The sequence below is a fragment of the Streptomyces sp. NPDC013157 genome (assembly GCF_042899865.1).
Taxonomy (GTDB): domain Bacteria; phylum Actinomycetota; class Actinomycetes; order Streptomycetales; family Streptomycetaceae; genus Streptomyces.
In genome coordinates this window covers 139,434-157,534 of record NZ_JBIBAK010000015.1, presented here as the reverse complement: position 1 = coordinate 157,534, position 18,101 = coordinate 139,434, and the positions used below count along the sequence as shown (strand labels likewise).

17 protein-coding genes are annotated in these 18,101 nt (G+C 69.9%); 10 read left to right on the top strand and 7 right to left on the bottom strand.

All coding sequences use genetic code 11. The annotated features are described in order from the left end of the window. The first annotated feature begins 23 nt into the window (after nt 1-23). From chvE to ACFY6U_RS36435, 5 genes are all read left to right on the top strand, one after another. Complete coding sequence (gene chvE / locus ACFY6U_RS36455) at nt 24-1,133, top strand: multiple monosaccharide ABC transporter substrate-binding protein (RefSeq protein WP_390045227.1); 1,110 nt, start codon at nt 24-26, stop codon at nt 1,131-1,133. A 43-nt stretch (nt 1,134-1,176) separates the two neighbouring features. After that, complete coding sequence (gene mmsA, locus ACFY6U_RS36450; RefSeq protein WP_390045225.1) at nt 1,177-2,727, top strand: multiple monosaccharide ABC transporter ATP-binding protein; 1,551 nt, start codon at nt 1,177-1,179, stop codon at nt 2,725-2,727. Further along, nucleotides 2,724-3,968 carry a multiple monosaccharide ABC transporter permease gene (gene mmsB, locus ACFY6U_RS36445; protein WP_390045223.1) on the top strand — a complete coding sequence of 415 codons (1,245 nt, stop codon included), beginning with the start codon at nt 2,724-2,726 and terminating at the stop codon, nt 3,966-3,968. Before mmsA ends, mmsB begins: the two co-directional genes overlap by 4 nt. A gap of 51 nt (nt 3,969-4,019) precedes the next feature. Continuing rightward, a complete protein-coding gene (locus tag ACFY6U_RS36440; RefSeq protein WP_390045221.1) occupies nt 4,020-5,174 on the top strand; it encodes an aldose epimerase family protein in 1,155 nt (384 codons plus the stop codon). Between the two features lie 195 nt (nt 5,175-5,369). Continuing rightward, a complete protein-coding gene (locus ACFY6U_RS36435) occupies nt 5,370-6,998 on the top strand; it encodes a pyridoxal phosphate-dependent aminotransferase (RefSeq protein ID WP_390045219.1) in 1,629 nt (542 codons plus the stop codon). A gap of 270 nt (nt 6,999-7,268) precedes the next feature. Here ACFY6U_RS36435 and ACFY6U_RS36430 read toward each other — a convergent pair whose 3' ends face one another. From ACFY6U_RS36430 to ACFY6U_RS36415, 4 genes are all read right to left on the bottom strand, one after another. Further along, nucleotides 7,269-8,879 carry a methyltransferase gene (locus ACFY6U_RS36430; RefSeq protein WP_390045217.1) on the bottom strand — a complete coding sequence of 537 codons (1,611 nt, stop codon included), beginning with the start codon at nt 8,877-8,879 and terminating at the stop codon, nt 7,269-7,271. 56 nt (nt 8,880-8,935) lie between these two features. Beyond that, a complete protein-coding gene (locus ACFY6U_RS36425) occupies nt 8,936-10,108 on the bottom strand; it encodes a 4-hydroxybenzoate 3-monooxygenase (RefSeq protein WP_390045215.1) in 1,173 nt (390 codons plus the stop codon). 290 nt (nt 10,109-10,398) lie between these two features. Next, nucleotides 10,399-11,337 carry a UTP--glucose-1-phosphate uridylyltransferase gene (locus tag ACFY6U_RS36420; protein ID WP_390045213.1) on the bottom strand — a complete coding sequence of 313 codons (939 nt, stop codon included), beginning with the start codon at nt 11,335-11,337 and terminating at the stop codon, nt 10,399-10,401. 122 nt (nt 11,338-11,459) lie between these two features. Next, nucleotides 11,460-12,422, bottom strand: a complete 963-nt coding sequence (locus tag ACFY6U_RS36415) for an arabinan endo-1,5-alpha-L-arabinosidase (RefSeq protein WP_390045211.1) — start codon at nt 12,420-12,422, stop codon at nt 11,460-11,462. Nucleotides 12,423-12,623: 201 nt separating this feature from the next. Between ACFY6U_RS36415 and ACFY6U_RS36410 the strand changes: the two genes are divergently transcribed. Then, entirely contained in the window at nt 12,624-13,382 is a 759-nt protein-coding gene (locus ACFY6U_RS36410; protein ID WP_390045209.1) for an intradiol ring-cleavage dioxygenase, read from the top strand. 40 nt (nt 13,383-13,422) lie between these two features. Here the strand turns inward: ACFY6U_RS36410 and ACFY6U_RS36405 are convergent, their stop codons facing one another. Then, the gene (locus ACFY6U_RS36405) at nt 13,423-13,887 is read right to left on the bottom strand and encodes an ATP-binding protein (RefSeq protein ID WP_390045207.1); all 465 of its coding nucleotides are present in this window, start codon (nt 13,885-13,887) and stop codon (nt 13,423-13,425) included. 129 nt (nt 13,888-14,016) lie between these two features. Between ACFY6U_RS36405 and ACFY6U_RS36400 the strand changes: the two genes are divergently transcribed. The 3 genes from ACFY6U_RS36400 (at nt 14,017) to ACFY6U_RS36390 (ending at nt 15,632) form a co-directional block, all read left to right on the top strand. Next, nucleotides 14,017-14,847, top strand: coding sequence for a Scr1 family TA system antitoxin-like transcriptional regulator (locus tag ACFY6U_RS36400; RefSeq protein ID WP_390045205.1), 831 nt, complete (start codon nt 14,017-14,019; stop codon nt 14,845-14,847). Then, nucleotides 14,844-15,086: a DUF397 domain-containing protein gene (locus ACFY6U_RS36395; RefSeq protein ID WP_390045203.1), complete on the top strand. Its 243-nt coding sequence runs from the start codon at nt 14,844-14,846 to the stop codon at nt 15,084-15,086. Before ACFY6U_RS36400 ends, ACFY6U_RS36395 begins: the two co-directional genes overlap by 4 nt. Before the next feature lie 81 nt (nt 15,087-15,167). After that, nucleotides 15,168-15,632 carry a hypothetical protein gene (locus tag ACFY6U_RS36390; protein WP_390045201.1) on the top strand — a complete coding sequence of 155 codons (465 nt, stop codon included), beginning with the start codon at nt 15,168-15,170 and terminating at the stop codon, nt 15,630-15,632. Here ACFY6U_RS36390 and ACFY6U_RS36385 read toward each other — a convergent pair. Next, nucleotides 15,629-16,294 carry a Type 1 glutamine amidotransferase-like domain-containing protein gene (locus tag ACFY6U_RS36385; RefSeq protein WP_390045199.1) on the bottom strand — a complete coding sequence of 222 codons (666 nt, stop codon included), beginning with the start codon at nt 16,292-16,294 and terminating at the stop codon, nt 15,629-15,631. The two genes, ACFY6U_RS36390 and ACFY6U_RS36385, sit on opposite strands and share 4 nt — an antisense overlap. A gap of 66 nt (nt 16,295-16,360) precedes the next feature. On the opposite strand from ACFY6U_RS36385, the gene ACFY6U_RS36380 reads away from it, so the two are divergent. Beyond that, nucleotides 16,361-17,347 (top strand): GlxA family transcriptional regulator, encoded by a 987-nt coding sequence (locus tag ACFY6U_RS36380; RefSeq protein WP_390045197.1) that lies wholly within the window; start codon nt 16,361-16,363, stop codon nt 17,345-17,347. Nucleotides 17,348-17,427: 80 nt separating this feature from the next. On the opposite strand, the gene ACFY6U_RS36375 is transcribed toward ACFY6U_RS36380, so the two are convergent. Beyond that, nucleotides 17,428-18,096 (bottom strand): DUF4360 domain-containing protein, encoded by a 669-nt coding sequence (locus ACFY6U_RS36375; protein ID WP_390045195.1) that lies wholly within the window; start codon nt 18,094-18,096, stop codon nt 17,428-17,430. Between the last annotated feature and the right edge of the window lie 5 nt (nt 18,097-18,101).

Genomic DNA, 18,101 nt, shown 5'->3' with positions numbered 1-18,101 from the left:
CGAGAAGAACAGGGACCGATCACATGCGCACTCGTAGAAGCGCCCTCACCCTCATAGCCGGGGCCGCCTCGCTCGCCCTGACGCTGTCCGCCTGCGGCCAGAGCAGCGAAGGCGGCAGCAAGGAGAGCAGCGGCAGCGCCAAGGGCGGCACCATCGGCATCGCGATGCCGACCAAGTCCTCCGAGCGCTGGATCAACGACGGCAACAACGTCGTCAAGGACCTGAAGTCCAAGGGCTACAAGACCAGCCTGGTCTACGGCGAGGACAACCCGGACACCCAGGTCTCGCAGATCGAGAACCTGATCACGCAGGGCGTCAAGGGCCTGATCATCGCGGCCATCGACAACAAGTCGCTGAACAACGTGCTCCAGGAGGCCGCGGACGCCAACATCCCGGTCATCGCGTACGACCGCCTGATCCTCGGCACGAAGAACGTCGACTACTACGCGTCCTTCGACAACACGAAGGTCGGCGTCGAGCAGGGCACGTACATCGTGCACAAGCTGGGCCTGGACAGCGGCAAGAAGGGCCCGTTCAACATCGAGCTGTTCGCGGGCTCGAACGACGACAACAACACCAAGTACTTCTTCAACGGCGCGATGAGCGTGCTCCAGCCGTACATCGACAAGAAGCAGCTGGTGGTCAAGTCCGGCCAGACCGCGCTGAACAAGGTCACCACCCTGCGCTGGGACGGTGCGACCGCGCAGTCCCGCATGGAGGACATCCTCACCTCCTCGTACAAGTCCGCCAAGGTCGACGCGGTGCTCTCGCCGTACGACGGCATCTCGATCGGCATCATCGCCGCGCTGAAGTCGGACGGCTACGGCTCCGGCAGCCAGCCGCTGCCCGTCATCACCGGCCAGGACGCCGAGCTGGCCTCGGTGAAGTCGATCATCGCGGGTGAGCAGACGCAGACCGTCTACAAGGACACCCGGCAGCTCGCCAAGGTCGCCGCGACCATGGTCGACGACGCCCTGAACAAGAAGACCCCGCAGGTCAACGACACCAAGACGTACGACAACGGCACCAAGGTCGTGCCCGCCTACCTGCTGCAGCCGGTGAGCGTCGACAAGACCAACTACGAGGACGTCCTGGTCAAGGGCGGCTACTACACGGACGCCGAGCTCAAGTAATCCGCCGACCCCTGATCGACAAGCACTGATTGGAAGGCAGACCATGGCGGGACCCGTCCTGGAAATGCGCTCGATCGTCAAGACCTTTCCCGGCGTCAAGGCGCTGTCGGACGTCACGCTGACCGTCCGCCAGGGCGAGGTCCACGCCATCTGCGGGGAGAACGGCGCCGGCAAGTCGACCCTGATGAAGGTCCTCTCCGGCGTCCACCCGCACGGCAGTTACGAGGGAGACATCCTCTTCGAGGGTGAGCTCTGCAAGTTCGGTGACATCCGGGCGAGCGAGCAGCGCGGCATCGTCATCATCCACCAGGAGCTGGCGCTGTCGCCGTACCTCTCGCTGGCGGAGAACATCTTCCTCGGCAACGAACACGCCAAGGGCGGGTTCATCGACTGGCGGGAGACCCTGCGGCACGCCACCGAGCTGCTGCGCCGGGTCGGTCTCGACGACCACCCGGAGACCCGGGTCACCGACATCGGCGTGGGCAAGCAGCAGCTGGTGGAGATCGCGAAGGCGCTGTCGAAGAAGGTGAAGCTGCTCATCCTCGACGAGCCGACCGCGGCTCTGAACGACGAGGACAGCGGCAAACTCCTCGACCTGATCCTCGAGTTGAGGAACCAGGGCATCACCTCGATCATCATCTCGCACAAGCTCAACGAGATCCGCCGGGTCGCCGACTCGGTGACGATCATCCGGGACGGCCACTCCATCGAGACCCTCGACGTGAAGTCGAAGGAGACGACGGAGGAGCGGATCATCGCGGGCATGGTCGGCCGCGACCTGGACCACCGCTTCCCCGAGCGCACCCCCTACGAGGGCGAGGAGGACGCGGCGCCGGCCCTGGAGATCCGCGACTGGACCGTGCGGCACCCGATCGACCACGAGCGCAAGGTCGTCGACGACGTGTCGATCCACGTCCGGCGCGGGGAGATCGTCGGCATCGCGGGCCTGATGGGCGCCGGCCGCACCGAACTCGCGATGAACGTCTTCGGGCGGACCTACGGCCGCTACGACGGCGGCACGGTCCTCAAGGACGGCACCGAGATCCGTACCAAGTCGGTCGCCGAGGCGGTCCGGCACGGCATCGCCTACGTCACCGAGGACCGCAAGCACTACGGCCTCAACCTCATCGACACCATCAACCGCAACATCTCGCTGACCGCGCTGAACAAGGTCGCCAGGCGCGGGATCGTGGACGAGCACGAGGAGCGGCAGGTCTCCGAGGGCTACCGCAAGTCCATGAACATCAAGGCGCCCACGGTCTTCGAACCGGTGGGCAAGCTGTCGGGCGGCAACCAGCAGAAGGTCGTCCTCAGCAAGTGGATCTTCGCGGGTCCGGACGTGCTGATCCTCGACGAGCCGACCCGCGGCATCGACGTCGGCGCCAAGTACGAGATCTACACGGTCATCGACCAGCTCGCCGCCCAGGGCAAGGCGGTCGTCTTCATCTCCTCCGAGCTGCCCGAACTGCTCGGCATGTGCGACCGCATCTACACCATGGCCGCGGGCCGCCTGACCGGTGAGGTGCCCAGGGCCGAGGCCACGCAGGAAGTGCTGATGCGCCATATGACGAAGGACAAAGAGGTAACGCGATGAGCACGGATGTCACCGCCAAGAGCCCGGCGCCCGCGCCGCCGGGCAAGAGCGGATCGGCCGCCGACGGGAACCTGCTCCAGCTGGTCCTGGACGGGCTGCGCCGCAACATGCGCCAGTACGGCATGCTGATCGCGCTCGGTCTGATCGTCGCCCTGTTCGCGGTCTGGACCGACGGCGACCTGCTGCTGCCGCGCAACGTCTCCAACCTGGTCCTCCAGAACAGCTACATCCTGATCCTGGCCATCGGCATGATGATGGTGATCATCGCCGGGCACATCGACCTCTCGGTCGGCTCGCTGACCGCGTTCGTGGGCGCCTTCGCGGCCGTACTGACGGTCAACCACGGCGTGCCGTGGCCGGTCGCGCTGATCCTGTGCCTGGTGATGGGTGCGGTGGCCGGCTCGCTGCAAGGGTTCCTGATCGCCTACCTGGGCATACCGTCGTTCATCGTCACCCTCGCCGGAATGCTGCTCTTCCGCGGTCTGACGGAGATCCTGCTCCAGGGCCAGACCATCGGCCCGTTCCCGAACGGGCTGCAGAACCTGGGCAACGGCTTCCTCCCCGAGGTGGGCCCGAACACCAACTACCACAACATCACGCTGCTGCTGGGCATCGTGCTGATCGCCGCCGTGGTCTGGCAGGAGTTCCGGGACCGGCGCCGCCAGCAGGAGTTCGCCCTGGAGGTGCCGCCCACCCGGCTGTTCCTGCTGAAGCTGACCGCGCTGGTCGCCGCGATCCTCGTCCTCACCATGCTGCTCGCCAGCTACAAGGGCGCCCCGATCATCCTGATCGTCCTGGGCGCGCTGGTCGTCGGCTACGGCTACGTGATGCGCAACGCGGTCTTCGGCCGGCACATCTACGCCATCGGCGGCAACCTGCCGGCGGCCAAGCTGTCCGGCGTCAAGGACAAGAAGGTCTCCTTCTACGTCTTCCTGAACATGGGCGTGCTCGCGGCCCTGGCCGGCCTGGTGGTAGCGGCCCGGCTGAACGCGGCCTCGCCGAAGGCGGGCGACGGCTTCGAACTGGAGGCGATCGCCTCCTCGTTCATCGGCGGCGCCTCCATGAGCGGCGGTGTCGGCACCATCCTCGGTGCCATCATCGGCGGTCTCGTCCTCGGCGTGCTGAACAACGGCATGAACCTCCTCAGCGTCGGCACCGACTGGCAACAGGTCATCAAGGGCCTCGCCCTCCTCGCGGCGGTCGGCTTCGACGTGTGGAACAAGCGCAAGTCCGGTTCGTAAGTCGCTCGGGCCCCGCCGGAAGGCGGGGCCCCACCTTTGTGGGAGCCGCACATGGAACTGAACAGACGCACGGTCATCGCAGGAGCCGCGGCGGCGGGTATCGCCGCCACCACCCTCGGCACGGGTACCGCCGAGGCCGCCTCGGGAGGCAGGAAGCCGGTGAAGGAGCTCTTCGGCACCCTCGCCGACGGGACCAAGGTCTACCGCTGGTCCCTGGAGAACGGCGGCACCCGCCTCAAGGTCCTCTCCTACGGCGGCATCATCCAGTCCCTGGAGATCCCCGACCGGCACGGCAGGTACACCAACGTGTCGCTCGGCTACGACAACCTCGCCGCGTACGTCGCCGGGACCACCTTCTTCGGAGCGACCATCGGCCGGTACGGGAACCGGATCGCCAAGGGACAGTTCACCCTCGACGGCAAGACCTACCAGCTCTCCGTCAACGACGGCGTGAACAGCCTGCACGGCGGTGCCAAGGGCTTCAACACGAAGGTCTGGGACATCGAGGGCTTCACCTCGGGCTCGGACGTCGGCCTGCACCTGCACTACACGAGTGTCGACGGCGAGATGGGCTACCCGGGCACCCTCAAGACCAAGGTGACCTTCACGCTGAACCGGCACGGCGACTGGATCATCGACTACGAGGCCACCACCGACAAGGCGACCGTGGTCAACCTCACCAACCACACCTACTGGAACCTCGCCGGTGAGGGCAACGGCACGATCGAGGACCACGAGCTGACCATCGCCGCCGGCCGCTACACGCCCACCGACTCGGGCCTGATCCCGACGGGCGAGCTGGCCACGGTCTCCGGCACCCCCTTCGACTTCCGCAAGGGCAAGCCGGTCGGCCGGGACATCCGCGCGGGTCACCCCCAGCAGGTGCAGGCCAAGGGCTTCGACCACAACTGGGCCCTCGACAAAGGCGTCACGGCCAAGCCGGAGCACATCGCCACGCTGCGCGACCCGCGCTCCGGCCGCACCCTGAAGATCGCCACGGACCAGCCGGGACTGCAGTTCTACTCGGGCAACTTCCTCGACGGCACCCTCATCGGCACCTCCGGGCGCACCTACCGGCAGGGCGACGGGCTGTGCCTGGAGACCCAGCACTTCCCGGACTCGCCGAACCACGCGAACTTCCCGTCGACGGTGCTGCGGCCGGGGCAGGTCTACAGGACGCGGACGGTTCATTCGTTCGACGCCTGAGGCGCGTGGGCGCGGCCGGTAAGGGGCTGGTCGCGCCCACGCCGGGGAAGAAACGTAAACTCACACTTTTTTCACACCGGTTGAACAGCGCCGCACCCGCCCCCGTACTCAAGGGCGGCCCGTGCTCCCCCGCGCGGGCCGCCCAAGACGACGGGCCCGGACGTCCCCATCGGGCCCGCCTCATACGGAGGTTAAATGGCCGGCAACGTCACCTCGTTGTTCCGCAGCGGTGCGCACAGCCCGTCGATGGCGGCGCTGGCACGCGAGGGGGGCGACGGAACCGGCCCGGTCGACTTCTGCATTCCCTGCAACCCCTACTTCCCCACCCCGGCCATGATGGAAACGATGGCTGCCCGGCTGAAGGACATCATCACCTTCTACCCGAGCAGCGCCGACACCATCACCGCCGAGCTCTGCAACCTCCTCCAGCTCCCGCCGCAGGCCGTGGCCATGGGCAACGGGTCCACCGAGCTGATCACCTGGATCGACCACCTGCTGGTCCGCGAGTCCCTCGCCGTCCCCGTCCCCACCTTCGGCCGCTGGACCGACCAGCCGATGGAGACCGGCAAGCGCGTCGACATGTTCCCGCTCCAGGAGTCCAACGGCTTCGCGCTGGACCTCGCGCAGTACGCCGACTTCATCCGCAAGCGGGGCACCAAGGTCGCGGTCATCTGCAATCCCAACAACCCCGACGGCGGCTTCATCCACAAGCAGGCCCTCGTGCAGTTCATGGACGCCATGGCCGACCTGGACCTGATCGTCGTCGACGAGTCGTTCCTGGAGTTCGCCGACGCCGAGGCCGAGCCCAGCGTCGTCCAGGAGGCGATGCTCCGCCCGAACGTCATAGTCCTGCGCAGCCTCGGCAAGAACTTCGGCCTGCACGGCATCCGCTTCGGCTACATGGTGGCCAACCCCTCGCTGGCCGGCAAGGTCCGCTCGATGCTCCCGAAGTGGAACCTCAACGCGTTCGCCGAGTACGTCGTCTTCATGCTCAAGGAGCACGGCGCCGAGTACGCGCAGAGCCTGCTGCAGGTCCGCAAGGACCGGCTGGAGATGGCCAGCCAGCTCGCCACCCTGCCCGGCCTGACGGTCTACCCCTCGCAGGGCAACTTCCTCTTCGTGCGCCTTCCCGTCGGCGCCGAAGGCACCGTGGTGCGGGACCGGATGCTCACCGAGCACCGGATCCTGGTCCGTGAGTGCGGCAACAAGATCGGCTCTTCCAGCCGCTTCCTGCGTCTCGTGGTGCGCCCCGAAGTGGACGTGCGTCGCCTGGTGTCCGCCATGGAACAGGTGCTCTACGGGACCAGGAGGGGAGCCGCCGTGCCCGAGCTGAGCACCGGGACCAGCTACAGCTCGGGTACGGCGGCGGTGGACCGCCTGGTGAGCGAGACCAACGGGGCGGGCATCCAGCTCGCGCAGGCCGTCGGCGCGGGGCCCGTCCCGGGGCTCGCCGCCGCTCCCGCCGCCGGTGTCGGCATGCCGCTCCCCGTCGCCGCGCAGCAGGGCGTCGGGATGCCGATGCCGGCGGCAGCCATGCAGATGCAGCAGCCTCAGCAGATGCAGCAGCCGATGATGGCGCCGGTGACTCCGATGACACCGGCACCGGCTCCCGCCCCGGCCCCGATGCCCATGCAGATGCAGCCCCCGGCCCCGGCCGGGCCGACCCCGCCCGGGGTCCCCGCGCGTGGTGGTCTCACGGCCGCCCAGGTACGAGGCATGACGGCCCCCGCGCCCCCGGCCCCGAACCTGGCCCCCGCCCCGGCCACCGGCTGGCCGAACGCCCAGAGCTGGCCCAACGCGGCGGGGATGGGACAGGCCGGCTAGCCGCCGCAGGGGTCCGGTGCGCTGCCGGGTGCACCACCATCGTGGCTGGTCGCGCAGTTCCCCGCGCCCCTTTCGGGGCGCTTGATCCCGCTGGCATCACCAGTCACCGTGGCTGGTCGCGCCCCTTCAGGGGCGGAGGAACTGCGCGATCGGCCCCCACCGGCCCGCGGTGGACGAACGGAGCGCCGCGCCCCGTCAGGGGCGCGGGGAACTGCGCGATCGGCCCCCACCGGCCCGCGGGGAAACGAACGGCCGGAGCCAGCGGAGCGTTCAGCTGCGCGTGGCCCGTAGGAGCGCGGCTCCCAGGGGCAAGGCGTGGCAGGACGTCGGCTTGAAGCCTGCTTCCTCCAGGAGGCGGCCGTAGTGGGGCTCATCGCGTTCCCGGCCGCCCACGTTGCACAGCATGTGCAGGTCCCAGGCCGCGGCCGTGCCGCTGGGCAGGAGGCGTTCCACCACGAGGAGTTCGGCGCCCGGGCGCATCGCCTCCGCGCAGCGGTGGAGGATGGTGCGGCAGCGGTCGTCGGTCCAGTCGTGCAGGACGCGGGAGAGCAGGTAGACGTCGCCGCCGGGCGGGACGCCCTCCGTGAAGTCCCCGGCGAGGAACGTGCAGCGGCCGGACAGGTCGGCCAGTTCCGGGCGGGCCGCCGCCAGGGCCTCGGGGCGTTCCAGCAGGACGCCGTCCAGATGGCCGTGGGCGCGGAGGATGCGGCCGAGCAGCGCGCCGTTGCCGCCGCCGACGTCGACGACACGTCGTACCGCGGAGAAGTCGACGAGGTCCGGTACCGGCGTGAACATCTCCGCGCTCGCCGCCATCGCCCGGTGGAAGAGGTCGCCGAGTTCGGGGCGGGCGGCGAAGTAGGGGAAGTGGTGCTCGCCGTAGCGGTGGGCGAAAGCTTCCTTCCCAGTGCTGACGGCGTACGGGAGCCCGGCGAAGGAGTCGTAGAACGGGCCGCCGTAGAGCAGTGCGAGCGGGTGGAGGGAGTGCTCGGCGCTGGTGCGGAGAGGTTCGCCCAGGGCGGTGAGGTGGTGGGTGCCGTCGGGGGAGGACGTCAGCAGGCCGAGGGTGGCGAGGTAGCGGAGGAGGCGGCGGAGGGCGTCGGCGTCGGTGCCGGTGAGGCTCGCGAGGGTGGTGGTGTCGAGGGCGGGGTGGGCGGCCAGGTGGTCGGCGATGCCCAGTTCGGCCATGGTGCGGACGGCCTGGGTGGCCCAGGCGCCGGTCATGACGCCGAGGAGGGCGAGCGTGGGGTCGGGGAGGGGTTCCTGGCGGCCGGGGAGGCGGAGTTCGAAGCGCCGGTGGTCGGTGGTGCGGAAGTAGAGCACGGTGACGTTCTCGTGGTTGTTGTAGCCGCCGCCGTCCGGGACCGCGCCGCCGCGTTCCGTCAGCAGGGTGCGCAGTCCGGCGGGGATCACCTGGCCCGGTGCAGTCACGGCGAAGGCGTGGTGCGACTCGTGGCCGTTGGTCCGCTCGTCGGCGGCCACCGCCTCCAGCGGGGAGCCGGGCGGCACGGGCAGCGCGAAGATCTCCACGGTCCGCCCGGCAACCGGCACGTGCACGATCCCGACCGGGCTGTCGGCGAGGGCGGCGCCGTAGCGGCGGGCCAGCCGTCCGCGCACCACCACGCTCGGGGTGACGGGGCCCGGGTCGAGGCCGGCGCCGCGCAGTTCGTCACGGAGCCCGTCGAGGGCGGCGGGGAAGACCAGTACGGCGGTGTGGTCGTAGCCGAGGTGGCGGGCGGCGTCGGCCCGCTCGTCGGCCGTCAGGCCGGGCAGCAGCCCGGCGAGGACCTGGTCCGTGTCGTGGTCGCGGACGTGGTCGGCCGCGCACCGGATCCGGTCCAGGTCGGTTTCCGTCAGACATGCCTGTACGACGGAGAGGTTCATGAAGAATTCCCGATGATCGTGGGGCAGGAAGAACCGGGGCCGATACGCCCCGGGGGTCAGATGCCGGTGTAGTTCTCGGCGAAGAAGTCCTGGTGGGCGCGGGAGGTGCGCAGGCTCTCCAGGCGGGCGTACTGCAGCGCACGCCCGTAGCGGGCCTCGTCGTCCTCGCCGGCCGGGCCGTGCAGCAGGCCGCTCATCCAGTGCGAGAACTCGTGGGCCCGCCAGACGCGGGGCAGGCAGTCGGCGGCATAGCGGGCGAGGCCGGTCCCGTCGCCGTGCACCAGCGCGCCTTCGAGGGCGCGGGCCAGCAACTCGGCCTGGAGGACGGCGAGGTTGGCGCCCTTGGCGGCCGAGGGGCTGATGAGTCCGGCGGCGTCGCCGGCCAGCCACAGCCGTCCGGTGCCCGGGGACTCCAGGACGTCGGAGCGCAGGTCGACGACCGCCTTCTCCAGGACGGGGCCGTGCCGCAGCGGCCCGAACTCGGCGGTCCGCAGCCGGGTCGCCAGCTCCGTCCAGATCCGGTCCGCGCTCCAGTCGGCGGGATCGGTGCCGCGCGGGCACTGGAGGTAGTACCGGGTGACGGTGTCCGTGCGTGCCATGTGGCCGGCGAACCCGCGCTCGTGCAGGGCGTATCCGACGGCCGCCAGGCTGGGCGGGGCCGCGACCAGCACGGCCAGCCAGGAGACTCCGTGGTCCCGGCGGGCGGTCCGGGTGCCGCGGGCCGTCAGTGCGGCGCGGCCGATCCCCCGGTGCCCGTCGCAGCCGGCGACGTACCGCCCGGTGACGTCCGCACCGCCGCGCACCCGCACCCGGGCCGCCGCGAACTCCTCGGCCACTTCCTCGGCCTCGGCGCCGAACCGGATCTCCCCGCCGCGCCGCAGGTACTCGGTGACGAGGTCCCGTACGAGTTCCTGCTGCGGGTAGACGGTGTGCGGTTCACCGAGGCCCGACTTGCCGTAGTCCAGGGTGAATTCGCCGCGGTCGCTGCGGAACAGACAGGTGGTGTGGGTCTTTCCGCGGGCCGACAGCCCGCCGGCCAGGCCGTGTTCCTTCAGCACGCGTACGGAGTGGGCCGCGAGGTATCCGGCGCGGGCCCTGCCCTCCACCGCGGCACGGTCGCGCCGCTCCAGGATCACGCAGTCGATGCCCCGGTCCAGCAGCAGGTTCCCCAGTACGAGCCCCGCCGGGCCGGCGCCGACGATCACTACACCGACCTGTGCTGTTGTCATTCCCCGCCCCTGGAGTTGCCTTCTGTCCAGAAGGTTTCCTATCAGCCGCATCCCTTACATAAGGGGAAGAAGCGGACTAATTACCCCTAAAGGGTTGCCTGAGGTGACGAGAGCTGCCGAAAACCGGGGGAAACGGCACGGTGCCCGTCCGCATCGAATGCGGACGGGCACCGGATCGAGCGCCGGGCAGGCCTTGCACCTGCATTTCCCCGCAGGAAGCGGGGCGTCTTTCCTTGGACCACCAACGCAGCACCAGCCACCGTGAGTTACGGCGACCAGCTCTGAAACGATCATACCGTACGCCGCACGTCGCCCTGCAACTCGCCCTCGCTCCCGCCCTCGTCGAGCTTGCTGACCAGACCGCGCAGCACGGGCCCGTACTCGGGGTGGGCGAGGGCGAAGGCCATCTGCGCGACGAGGTAGTCGGCGGGGTTGCCGGTGTCGTACCAGCGGCCCTGGATGACCTGCCCGTACACGGCCCGGCTGCCGGCGTAGGCGTTGATGGCGTCGGTGAGGTACACCTCGCCGGTGCGGTGCTCGTACCAGCGGCGGGTCTGCTCGCGCAGCTCGTCGATGATGCCGGGGGTGACGACATAGCCGCCGATGGCCGCGTACGGCGACGGCGCGTCGGCCGGTGCGGGCTTCTCGACCAGGCCGGTGATGCGCAGCTGGCCGTCGCCGAGGTCCTCCTTGACGATGGGCACGCCGTAGCGCTGGGAGTCGGCGGGGTCCATCGGCAGCAGGGCCAGCACCGGGCAGCCGGTCTGCTCGTAGGCGCGGATCAGCTGCTGGGCGCGGGGCACCTCGGCGACGAACACGTCGTCGGGCCAGAGCACGAGGACGGGCTCGTCGCCGAAGGAACGGGCGGCGTTCAGCACGGGCGTGCCGTTGCCGTACGGCCCGTACTGGTCGAGGTAGGTGATGTGGCCCTTGCGGGCCAGCTCGGCGACCTCCTCGACGGCGTCCGCGTAGGCGGTCTTGCCGTCGCTGCGCAGCTGCTCGACGAGGGCCGGGTTGGGCCGGAAGTGGTCCTGGATCAGGCTCTTGCCGCCCGAGACGACGATGGTGATGTCGGTGATCCCGGAGTCCACCAGCTCCCGCACGGTGTGCTCGATCACCGGCTTGTCACCGACCGGGAGCATCTCCTTCGGCGTGGCCTTGGTCAGGGGCAGCAGGCGGGAGCCCAGTCCGGCGGCGGGGATCACGGCCCTGCGGATCGTCGGGGACATCAGGTCTCTCTCGGTCGGACGGCATGGGGACGGGGTACGCGGACGCTATCAACGCAGGCTGTGCCACCGGGGAAACGCCAACTGCCGGGGACGCTTCGTCCGGGCGACGTGCGGGTGACGTCTCAGTACGCCACCGGCCATCCCGAGCTCCAGTCCAGCAGGTTGATGCCCAGCTTGGGGGTCCCGCCGTCGTTGCCGTCGTAGTAGTGGTAGACGATCAGGTCGCCGTCGACGTCGTTCATGACGGACTCGCCGCCGGGGCCGATGACACTGCCGTGGGACTCCAGGACCGCCGTGCCGCCGTTGCCGGTCATCGCCACGCCGCTCTTGTCGTAGTAGGGCCCGGTGACCGACGTCGCCCGTCCCACCTTCACCTTGTACGTCGAACTCGTGCCCTGGCAGCACAGGTCGTAGGAGGCGAAGAGGTAGTAGTAGCCGTTGCGTTTGACGATGTACGGCGCCTCGACCGCCTTGCTGCCGGTGGGGCGCGCGGCGAGGGAGTAGCGGGTGGTGCTGCCCGCGTACTGCTTCCCGGTCGACGGGTCGATGCGGATCATCTTGATGCCCGTCCACCAGCTGCCGAACGACAGCCACCAGGTGCCGTCGTCGTCGACGAAGAGGTTGGGGTCGATGGCGTTGTAGTCGCTGGCGGAGTTCGACGTGTAGACGATGCCGTAGTCCGACCAGGAGCCGGGCAGGCCCGTGGTGGAACCGGCCAGCCCGATGGCCGACGTGTTGGAGCCGAAGGTGGAGACGGCGTAGTACATCAGGTACTTGCCGCCGCGGTAGGAGATGTCCGGCGCCCACGCCTCCGTGGCGTACGTCGACCACCAGCCCGGCTTGGTGGTGAACGCGTCGGAGCCCGCCGTGAAGGCGACACGGTCGGTGGAGGTCCTGTAGGCCAGGCCGCCGCCGGTGGAGTAGAGCAGGTAGCGGCCGGCGGAGGTACGGACCATCGTCGGGTCGTGGACGACGACGTCGCCGGCGACCGTGCCCGGGTCGGGGTAGGCCGACGCGCTCGTCGGGACCAGGGCGAGCAGGATCGCGGCGGGGAGGGCGAGGAGTGCGGTGCGGGTGCGGGGCACGCTGGGCCTCCTTTTGCATCGTTCGGGATATCGCACAACGATCGTCAATTCGGACGGACCGTAGAATCGAATCGTTTTGCCGTCAACGGTCTTCACCGGCATCACGCGTCAACTCACCTGTCTCAACACGGGACTTGACGGATGCCCGCTTTACGGAACTGACAGCTCGCCGACAGGTGCCGTTCCTACGGTGCCGTGCTCATGACAGACACCTCAGATGGCGCCCGCTCCGTCGGCCGCCGTACCGTACTCGTCGCCACCGGGACGACCGCCGCTGCCCTGGCCGTAGGCGCAGCGGTCTCGACCGAGGCCCCCGCGGCAGCCGCCGCCCCCGACCTCCGGCCGGCCGCCGCGGCGGCGGTCTGCACGCTCACGGAGGAACAGACCCAAGGCCCCTACTACCTCGACGGCGCGCTGGTCCGCTCCGACATCACCGAGGGCAAGTCCGGCATCACCCTCAACCTCGCCCTCACCGTCGTCAACTCCGCCTGCACCGTCATCCCCAACGCCCTCGTGGAGGTGTGGCACGCCGACGCGCTCGGCGAGTACTCCGGCTACGTCGGCGCCAACGGCCACAGCGAGACCGACGACGGCACCTTCCTGCGCGGCGGTGTCCTCACCAACTCCAGCGGCGTCGCCAACATCACCACCATCTACCCGGGCTGGTACCGGGGCCGCTGCGTCCACATCCACGTGAAGGTCCACACGGGCGTCACCCTGACCTCCGACGGCTCCTTCACCGGCGGTTCGACCCTGCACACGGGCCAGCTCTTCATCAACGAGACGATCACCACGGCGGTCGCCAAGGTCTCGCCCTACTCGACCAACACGGTCACCCGCACGACGCTCGCCCAGGACGGGGTCTACGACGACGGAGGCGCCTCGTCGGGCCTCATGACCGTCACCGGCTCCACGTCCGCCGGCTACACCGGCACCCTCACCCTGGGCGTCTCGACCTGACCTCCCCCGGGCCCCGGGGGCACGCGCACCCCGGGCCCGCTCAGGGTCTGCGACGAAGCGGCAGGTCCACCTCGGCCCGTACGGTCTTGCCCGGTGCGCCGTCGCAGTCCCGCTCCAGCACCTCCCACCGGTCGGCCAGCGCGTCCACGAGCACGAGCCCGCGCCCCCCGGCGTCCAGCGGCCCCGGCGGCCGCACGTCCCGGGGGCCGGGCGGCCGCCGTTCGGCCCGCGTGTCGGTGACCTCGACCCGCACGCTCCCCGTCACGAGCGAGAGCCGCAGCTCGAAGTCCCGCCCCGGCACGCGCCCGTGCGTCACGGCGTTCGCGGCCAACTCCCCGACGATCACCGACACCTTGTCGATCACCTCCGCCGCCGCGAACCGACCGCCCCACGCGTGGAGCTGGGCGACGGCGAGATGCCGCGCGAGCCGGGCACCCCGCGGGGTGCCACTGAGCCGCTGGGCGAGTGTTCGACTGACGGTGACGGTGGTGGGGGGTGCGTCCATGCCCCCAATCTGCCGCCTGGAACGGGCGGTTCTCCAGGTGAGAGCCGCGTACGCCGGGCCCGCGTACGCGGTCACGGACTGGACCGTACCGGTGACTCGCCGTCACCATGGGGCCGGGAGGTGGGCTACGTGGGCGATGGAGCGGAGCCGGAGTCGTCGGACAGTCTGCGGACCTTCGGGGCGGTGGTCCAGGCGTTGCGCGAACACGCCGGGCTGAGCCGGGAGGAGTTCGGGGAACGGGTGCGGTTCTCGAAACACACGGTGGCGTCCGTGGAGTTGGGCCGCCGCATGCCGGACGAGTCCTTCGTGGAGGCGGCGGAGGAGGCCCTGGGCAACACGGGGGCCTTACGGCGGGCGGCGGGGCATGTGGCCCGGCAGCCCGGGTTGGCGGCGTGGTTTCGGCGGTGGGCGCGGATGGAGGCTTCCGCGATCACGCTGTACACGTACGAATGCCGAGTCGTGCCGGGCCTGTTGCAGACGGAGGCCTACACGCGGGCGGTCTTCCTGAGCGTGCCGCCAATCCCCAACGATCAGGAACTGGACGATCGGGTGGCCGCGCGCGTGGCCCGACAGGATCTGTTGTCCACCCGGCGGGAGCGACCGTGCGCGTTCAGCTTCATCGTCGAACAGGCGGTGCTGGAGCGACGAACTGGCGGCGACGGCGTCACACGAGAGCTGCTCGACCACCTGCTGGAGGCGATCGGCCACCACCGGAACGTGGAGATCCAGGTCATGCCGCTGCGGCAGCCCACGCACGCTGGCCTGGATGGCCCGTTGCAGCTGCTTGAGACCCCCGAGAATCAATGGTTCGCTTATTCGGAAGGGCAAAAGAACGGCCGCCTCATCGCCGATCCGAAGGAGATCAGCGTCCTCCACCAGCGATATGGAAAACTGCGCGCGCAGGCCCTCAACCTCCGGGACTCCAGGGCTCTGTTGGAGCAGATGCGAGGAGCGCTATGAGCACGTCCGAACCGACCTGGTTCAAGAGCAGCTACAGCAGCGGCAGCGAGGGCGACTGCGTCGAAGTGGCCCTCTCCTGGCGCAAGTCCATCTACAGCATCAGCGGTTCCGGCGACTGCGTCGACGTCGCCACCCATCCCACCACCATCCACATCCGCGACTCGAAGAACCCCCAGGGCCCCCGGCTCGCCGTCTCCCCCGACGCCTGGGCCGACTTCCTTACGCACGCCGGAAAGTGACCGTGGGGCCGCCAGCTTCTCCTGCATGGTCGCGCCTCCGCGACCCGAGTAAAGGGCGCTGCGCGTCGCCGCCCTCACCTTGTGCTCCGAGGGCGGGGGACGGCCCTGGAAGGTGCCGGGAAGAGCAGCAACCCGGTCGGGTACGAGCACACCCAGGTCGGCAAGGAGTACTGGGTGAACATGCCGCAGATGGAGAACGCGTCGGGGAAGCCGCTCACCGTCCTCAGCGGGAAGATCGTCCATGTGCCGGCCGGGCTGCGGATCGCGGCTTACCGGGTGGTCAGCGACGGCGCCGGCCCTCACCCCACAGGGGTGACACCCGTAGGCGTCACGGACGACCACGCCCTCGCCCACAAGCGCAGTTCGTTCCGGATCCCGGCGCACACCCTGTCGCACCTCTACTACGAGGCCCGAATCAAGGTGACCGGCACCGTGCACGGTGACCTGACCAACTGCCGCTACGAGTACCGGCAGGGCTCCACCACGCACCACGAGGACATCGGCTGCGACACCCGGATCCGCCTCGGAAAGCCCGTCGACGGCTAGTCGAACAGCTTCCAGTTCCCTTCGGAGACGACCTCGACGCCGCCGTCGGTCACCTTGATGGCCGTCTGGGCATCGATGGCGTACGCCGGACCCGCCATCCCGGCGGCCCACCGTTCCGCCGCGGCCATGGTGTTCTCCGGGCAGTCGGGGCTGCCCACGTGCGGGAAGACGGAGAAGTCGACGACTCCCAGCGCGCCGTCGTCGCCGGCGGGCGGCTCCCAGCCGACGAAGAACTCCCCCACGCGGGGCGTCAGCGCGATGCTCCCGGCGCTGAGCCCCACGTAGACCGTGTCGCGCAGCGACGGGAAGAGGCCGGCGAGTCCGGACTCCCGCATCCAGTGGCACAGGTACAGCGCGTCGCCGCCGTTCACCAGCAGGGCGTCCGCCGCCCGGACCCAGGAGACCCAGCGTTCCCTGTCGATGCCGGGCAGTGCGGTGAGCTCCAGTACGCCCACCGACCGCCACCCCAGCCCGGTCATGGGACTGGGAGACCGGCCGCTGACGAAATGCCACGGGCCGCCCGGATCGCCGTACGGGCCTCCGTAGCCGGCGGTGGGGATGCAGAGGGCGTCGGCCTCGGCGATCGGTTTGCCGAGGAGATCGACCAGCGCCGCCCGGATGCTTTCGTTCCGGACACCGGAGTCGGTGAGGAGCAGTTTCATCAAGCCCCCGCTGAGTAGGGTCACCCTTCCGATGGCAGGATAGGCCGTGAGCGATAGGATCGTGCCATGTCCGCCGACATCGACTTCATGCCCAGCCGCCCGCACCGCGTCGTCGTGCTCGCTCTCGACGGGGTCTACCCCTTCGAGCTCGGGATCCCGAACCGGGTCTTTCCCTGCGTGCCGGGTGCCTACGACGTGGTGACGTGCGCGGCGACGGCGGACCGTACGGTGGCGACCAGCGCCGACTTCAGCGTCACCGTCGGGCACGGGCCCGAGGCGCTGGAGAGTGCGGACACCGTGGTCGTGCCGCCGTACGACATGGCGCGGATCTCACAGGAGCTGTCCGCGCCCGTCGCCGCCGCGCTGGCGCGGATCCGGCCCGGGGCCCGGATCGTGTCCATCTGTACGGGGGCGTTCGCGCTCGCGGCGGCCGGGATGCTCGACGGGCGGCCGGCGACGACGCACTGGGCGCTGGCGCCGCGGTTCCGGCGGATGTTCCCGCAGGTGGCGCTGGATCCGGATGTGCTGTTCATCGACGACGGGGACGTCCTGACCTCGGCGGGAGCAGCCTCCGGCGTCGACGTGTGCCTGCACATCGTGCGCTCCGACCACGGCAGCGCGGTCGCCAACAGCGTGGCCCGGCAGTGTGTCGTACCGCCGTGGCGGGACGGCGGCCAGGCGCAGTACATCGAGCTGCCGGTGCCGGACGAGGGGGCCACGGGTACGGCGGCCACCCGGGCGTGGGCCCTGGAGAACCTGGAACGGCCGCTCGCTCTGCAGGAGCTGGCCGAGCACGCCCGGATGAGCCGGCGCACCTTCGCCCGCCGGTTCCAGGAGGAGACGGGGACGAGCCCCGGGCGCTGGCTGATCCAGCAGCGGGTACGGCGCGCCCGCGACCTCCTGGAGACCAGCGAGCTGTCGGTCGACCGCATCGCCGCCGAGGTCGGTTTCGCCACGGGCACGTCGCTGCGGCAGCACCTGCACGCGGCGATCGGGGTCTCTCCGCAGGCCTACCGGAACACGTTCCGGGCCACGGCGGTGAGCAAGGCCTGAGCGGGCAGGGGCTCGCCCCGGCGCGAGGTCCCGTCACCGGGACGCGTCGCGCCGGGGCGAGCCGGACTCGGGCCGGCGGGCTACTTGCCCGGGCACTGCTTCCAGGCGAGGTGGTAGACGGTGCTGATCTCGCCGTCGGTGGAGTCCATGGTCATGAAGCTGACCTTGCCGGGGTTCGCGCTCCCGGCGTTCACCCGCAGCTCGGTGTTGATGTTGAAGTTGCGCTGGACCCCGCAGGGCGCCCAGACCAGCTGGGCCCAGTCGGTGGTGTCGGTGGCCTGCCAGTTGTCGTTGTAGGGGCCGGTGAAGGGGTGGTTGGCGAACGCGGTGTTCGAGGAGCCCTGGAAGTAGTACGAGGCCCGCTGGGTGCCGGTGGCGCCCGGCTGGAGCGACGCGAAGCCGCGGTAGTCGGCGCTGGCGATGGCGTAGGTGAAGCCGCCCGGCACGTGGACGACCAGGTTGAGCTGGCAGTTGCGGCGGAAGACGGTCGGGTCGGAGTTGCCGCCGGCCTGGGCGAGGTAGGCGCTGTAGGTGACGGTGAAGGCCTCGTTGTCCTCGGACACGGCGACCGCCGTGGTCCCCTGCGGACAGCCGGAGCCGTTCACCGTGGCGACGTTGATGACGATCTTGTCCGGCGGCGGGTCGTCGAAGACGGGCGACGACGAGGCCTGGGCCTGAGCGGGCAGCCCGGTGGTGAGCAGCGCGGCGAGCGCTCCGCCGAGCAGGAGTCCGTGCCTCCTGGATCCCATGGTTT

Excerpts from the sequence above, each read along its gene's own strand:
- chvE (WP_390045227.1), top strand. The coding sequence starts at position 24 with ATGCGCACTCGTAGAAGCGCCCTCACCCTCATAGCCGGGGCCGCCTCG.
- mmsA (WP_390045225.1), top strand. The coding sequence starts at position 1,177 with ATGGCGGGACCCGTCCTGGAAATGCGCTCGATCGTCAAGACCTTTCCC.
- mmsB (WP_390045223.1), top strand. The coding sequence starts at position 2,724 with ATGAGCACGGATGTCACCGCCAAGAGCCCGGCGCCCGCGCCGCCGGGC.
- ACFY6U_RS36440 (WP_390045221.1), top strand. The coding sequence starts at position 4,020 with ATGGAACTGAACAGACGCACGGTCATCGCAGGAGCCGCGGCGGCGGGT.
- ACFY6U_RS36435 (WP_390045219.1), top strand. The coding sequence starts at position 5,370 with ATGGCCGGCAACGTCACCTCGTTGTTCCGCAGCGGTGCGCACAGCCCG.
- ACFY6U_RS36430 (WP_390045217.1), bottom strand. The coding sequence starts at position 8,879 with ATGAACCTCTCCGTCGTACAGGCATGTCTGACGGAAACCGACCTGGAC.
- ACFY6U_RS36425 (WP_390045215.1), bottom strand. The coding sequence starts at position 10,108 with ATGACAACAGCACAGGTCGGTGTAGTGATCGTCGGCGCCGGCCCGGCG.
- ACFY6U_RS36420 (WP_390045213.1), bottom strand. The coding sequence starts at position 11,337 with ATGTCCCCGACGATCCGCAGGGCCGTGATCCCCGCCGCCGGACTGGGC.
- ACFY6U_RS36410 (WP_390045209.1), top strand. The coding sequence starts at position 12,624 with ATGACAGACACCTCAGATGGCGCCCGCTCCGTCGGCCGCCGTACCGTA.
- ACFY6U_RS36405 (WP_390045207.1), bottom strand. The coding sequence starts at position 13,887 with ATGGACGCACCCCCCACCACCGTCACCGTCAGTCGAACACTCGCCCAG.
- ACFY6U_RS36395 (WP_390045203.1), top strand. The coding sequence starts at position 14,844 with ATGAGCACGTCCGAACCGACCTGGTTCAAGAGCAGCTACAGCAGCGGC.
- ACFY6U_RS36385 (WP_390045199.1), bottom strand. The coding sequence starts at position 16,294 with ATGAAACTGCTCCTCACCGACTCCGGTGTCCGGAACGAAAGCATCCGG.
- ACFY6U_RS36380 (WP_390045197.1), top strand. The coding sequence starts at position 16,361 with ATGTCCGCCGACATCGACTTCATGCCCAGCCGCCCGCACCGCGTCGTC.
- ACFY6U_RS36375 (WP_390045195.1), bottom strand. The coding sequence starts at position 18,096 with ATGGGATCCAGGAGGCACGGACTCCTGCTCGGCGGAGCGCTCGCCGCG.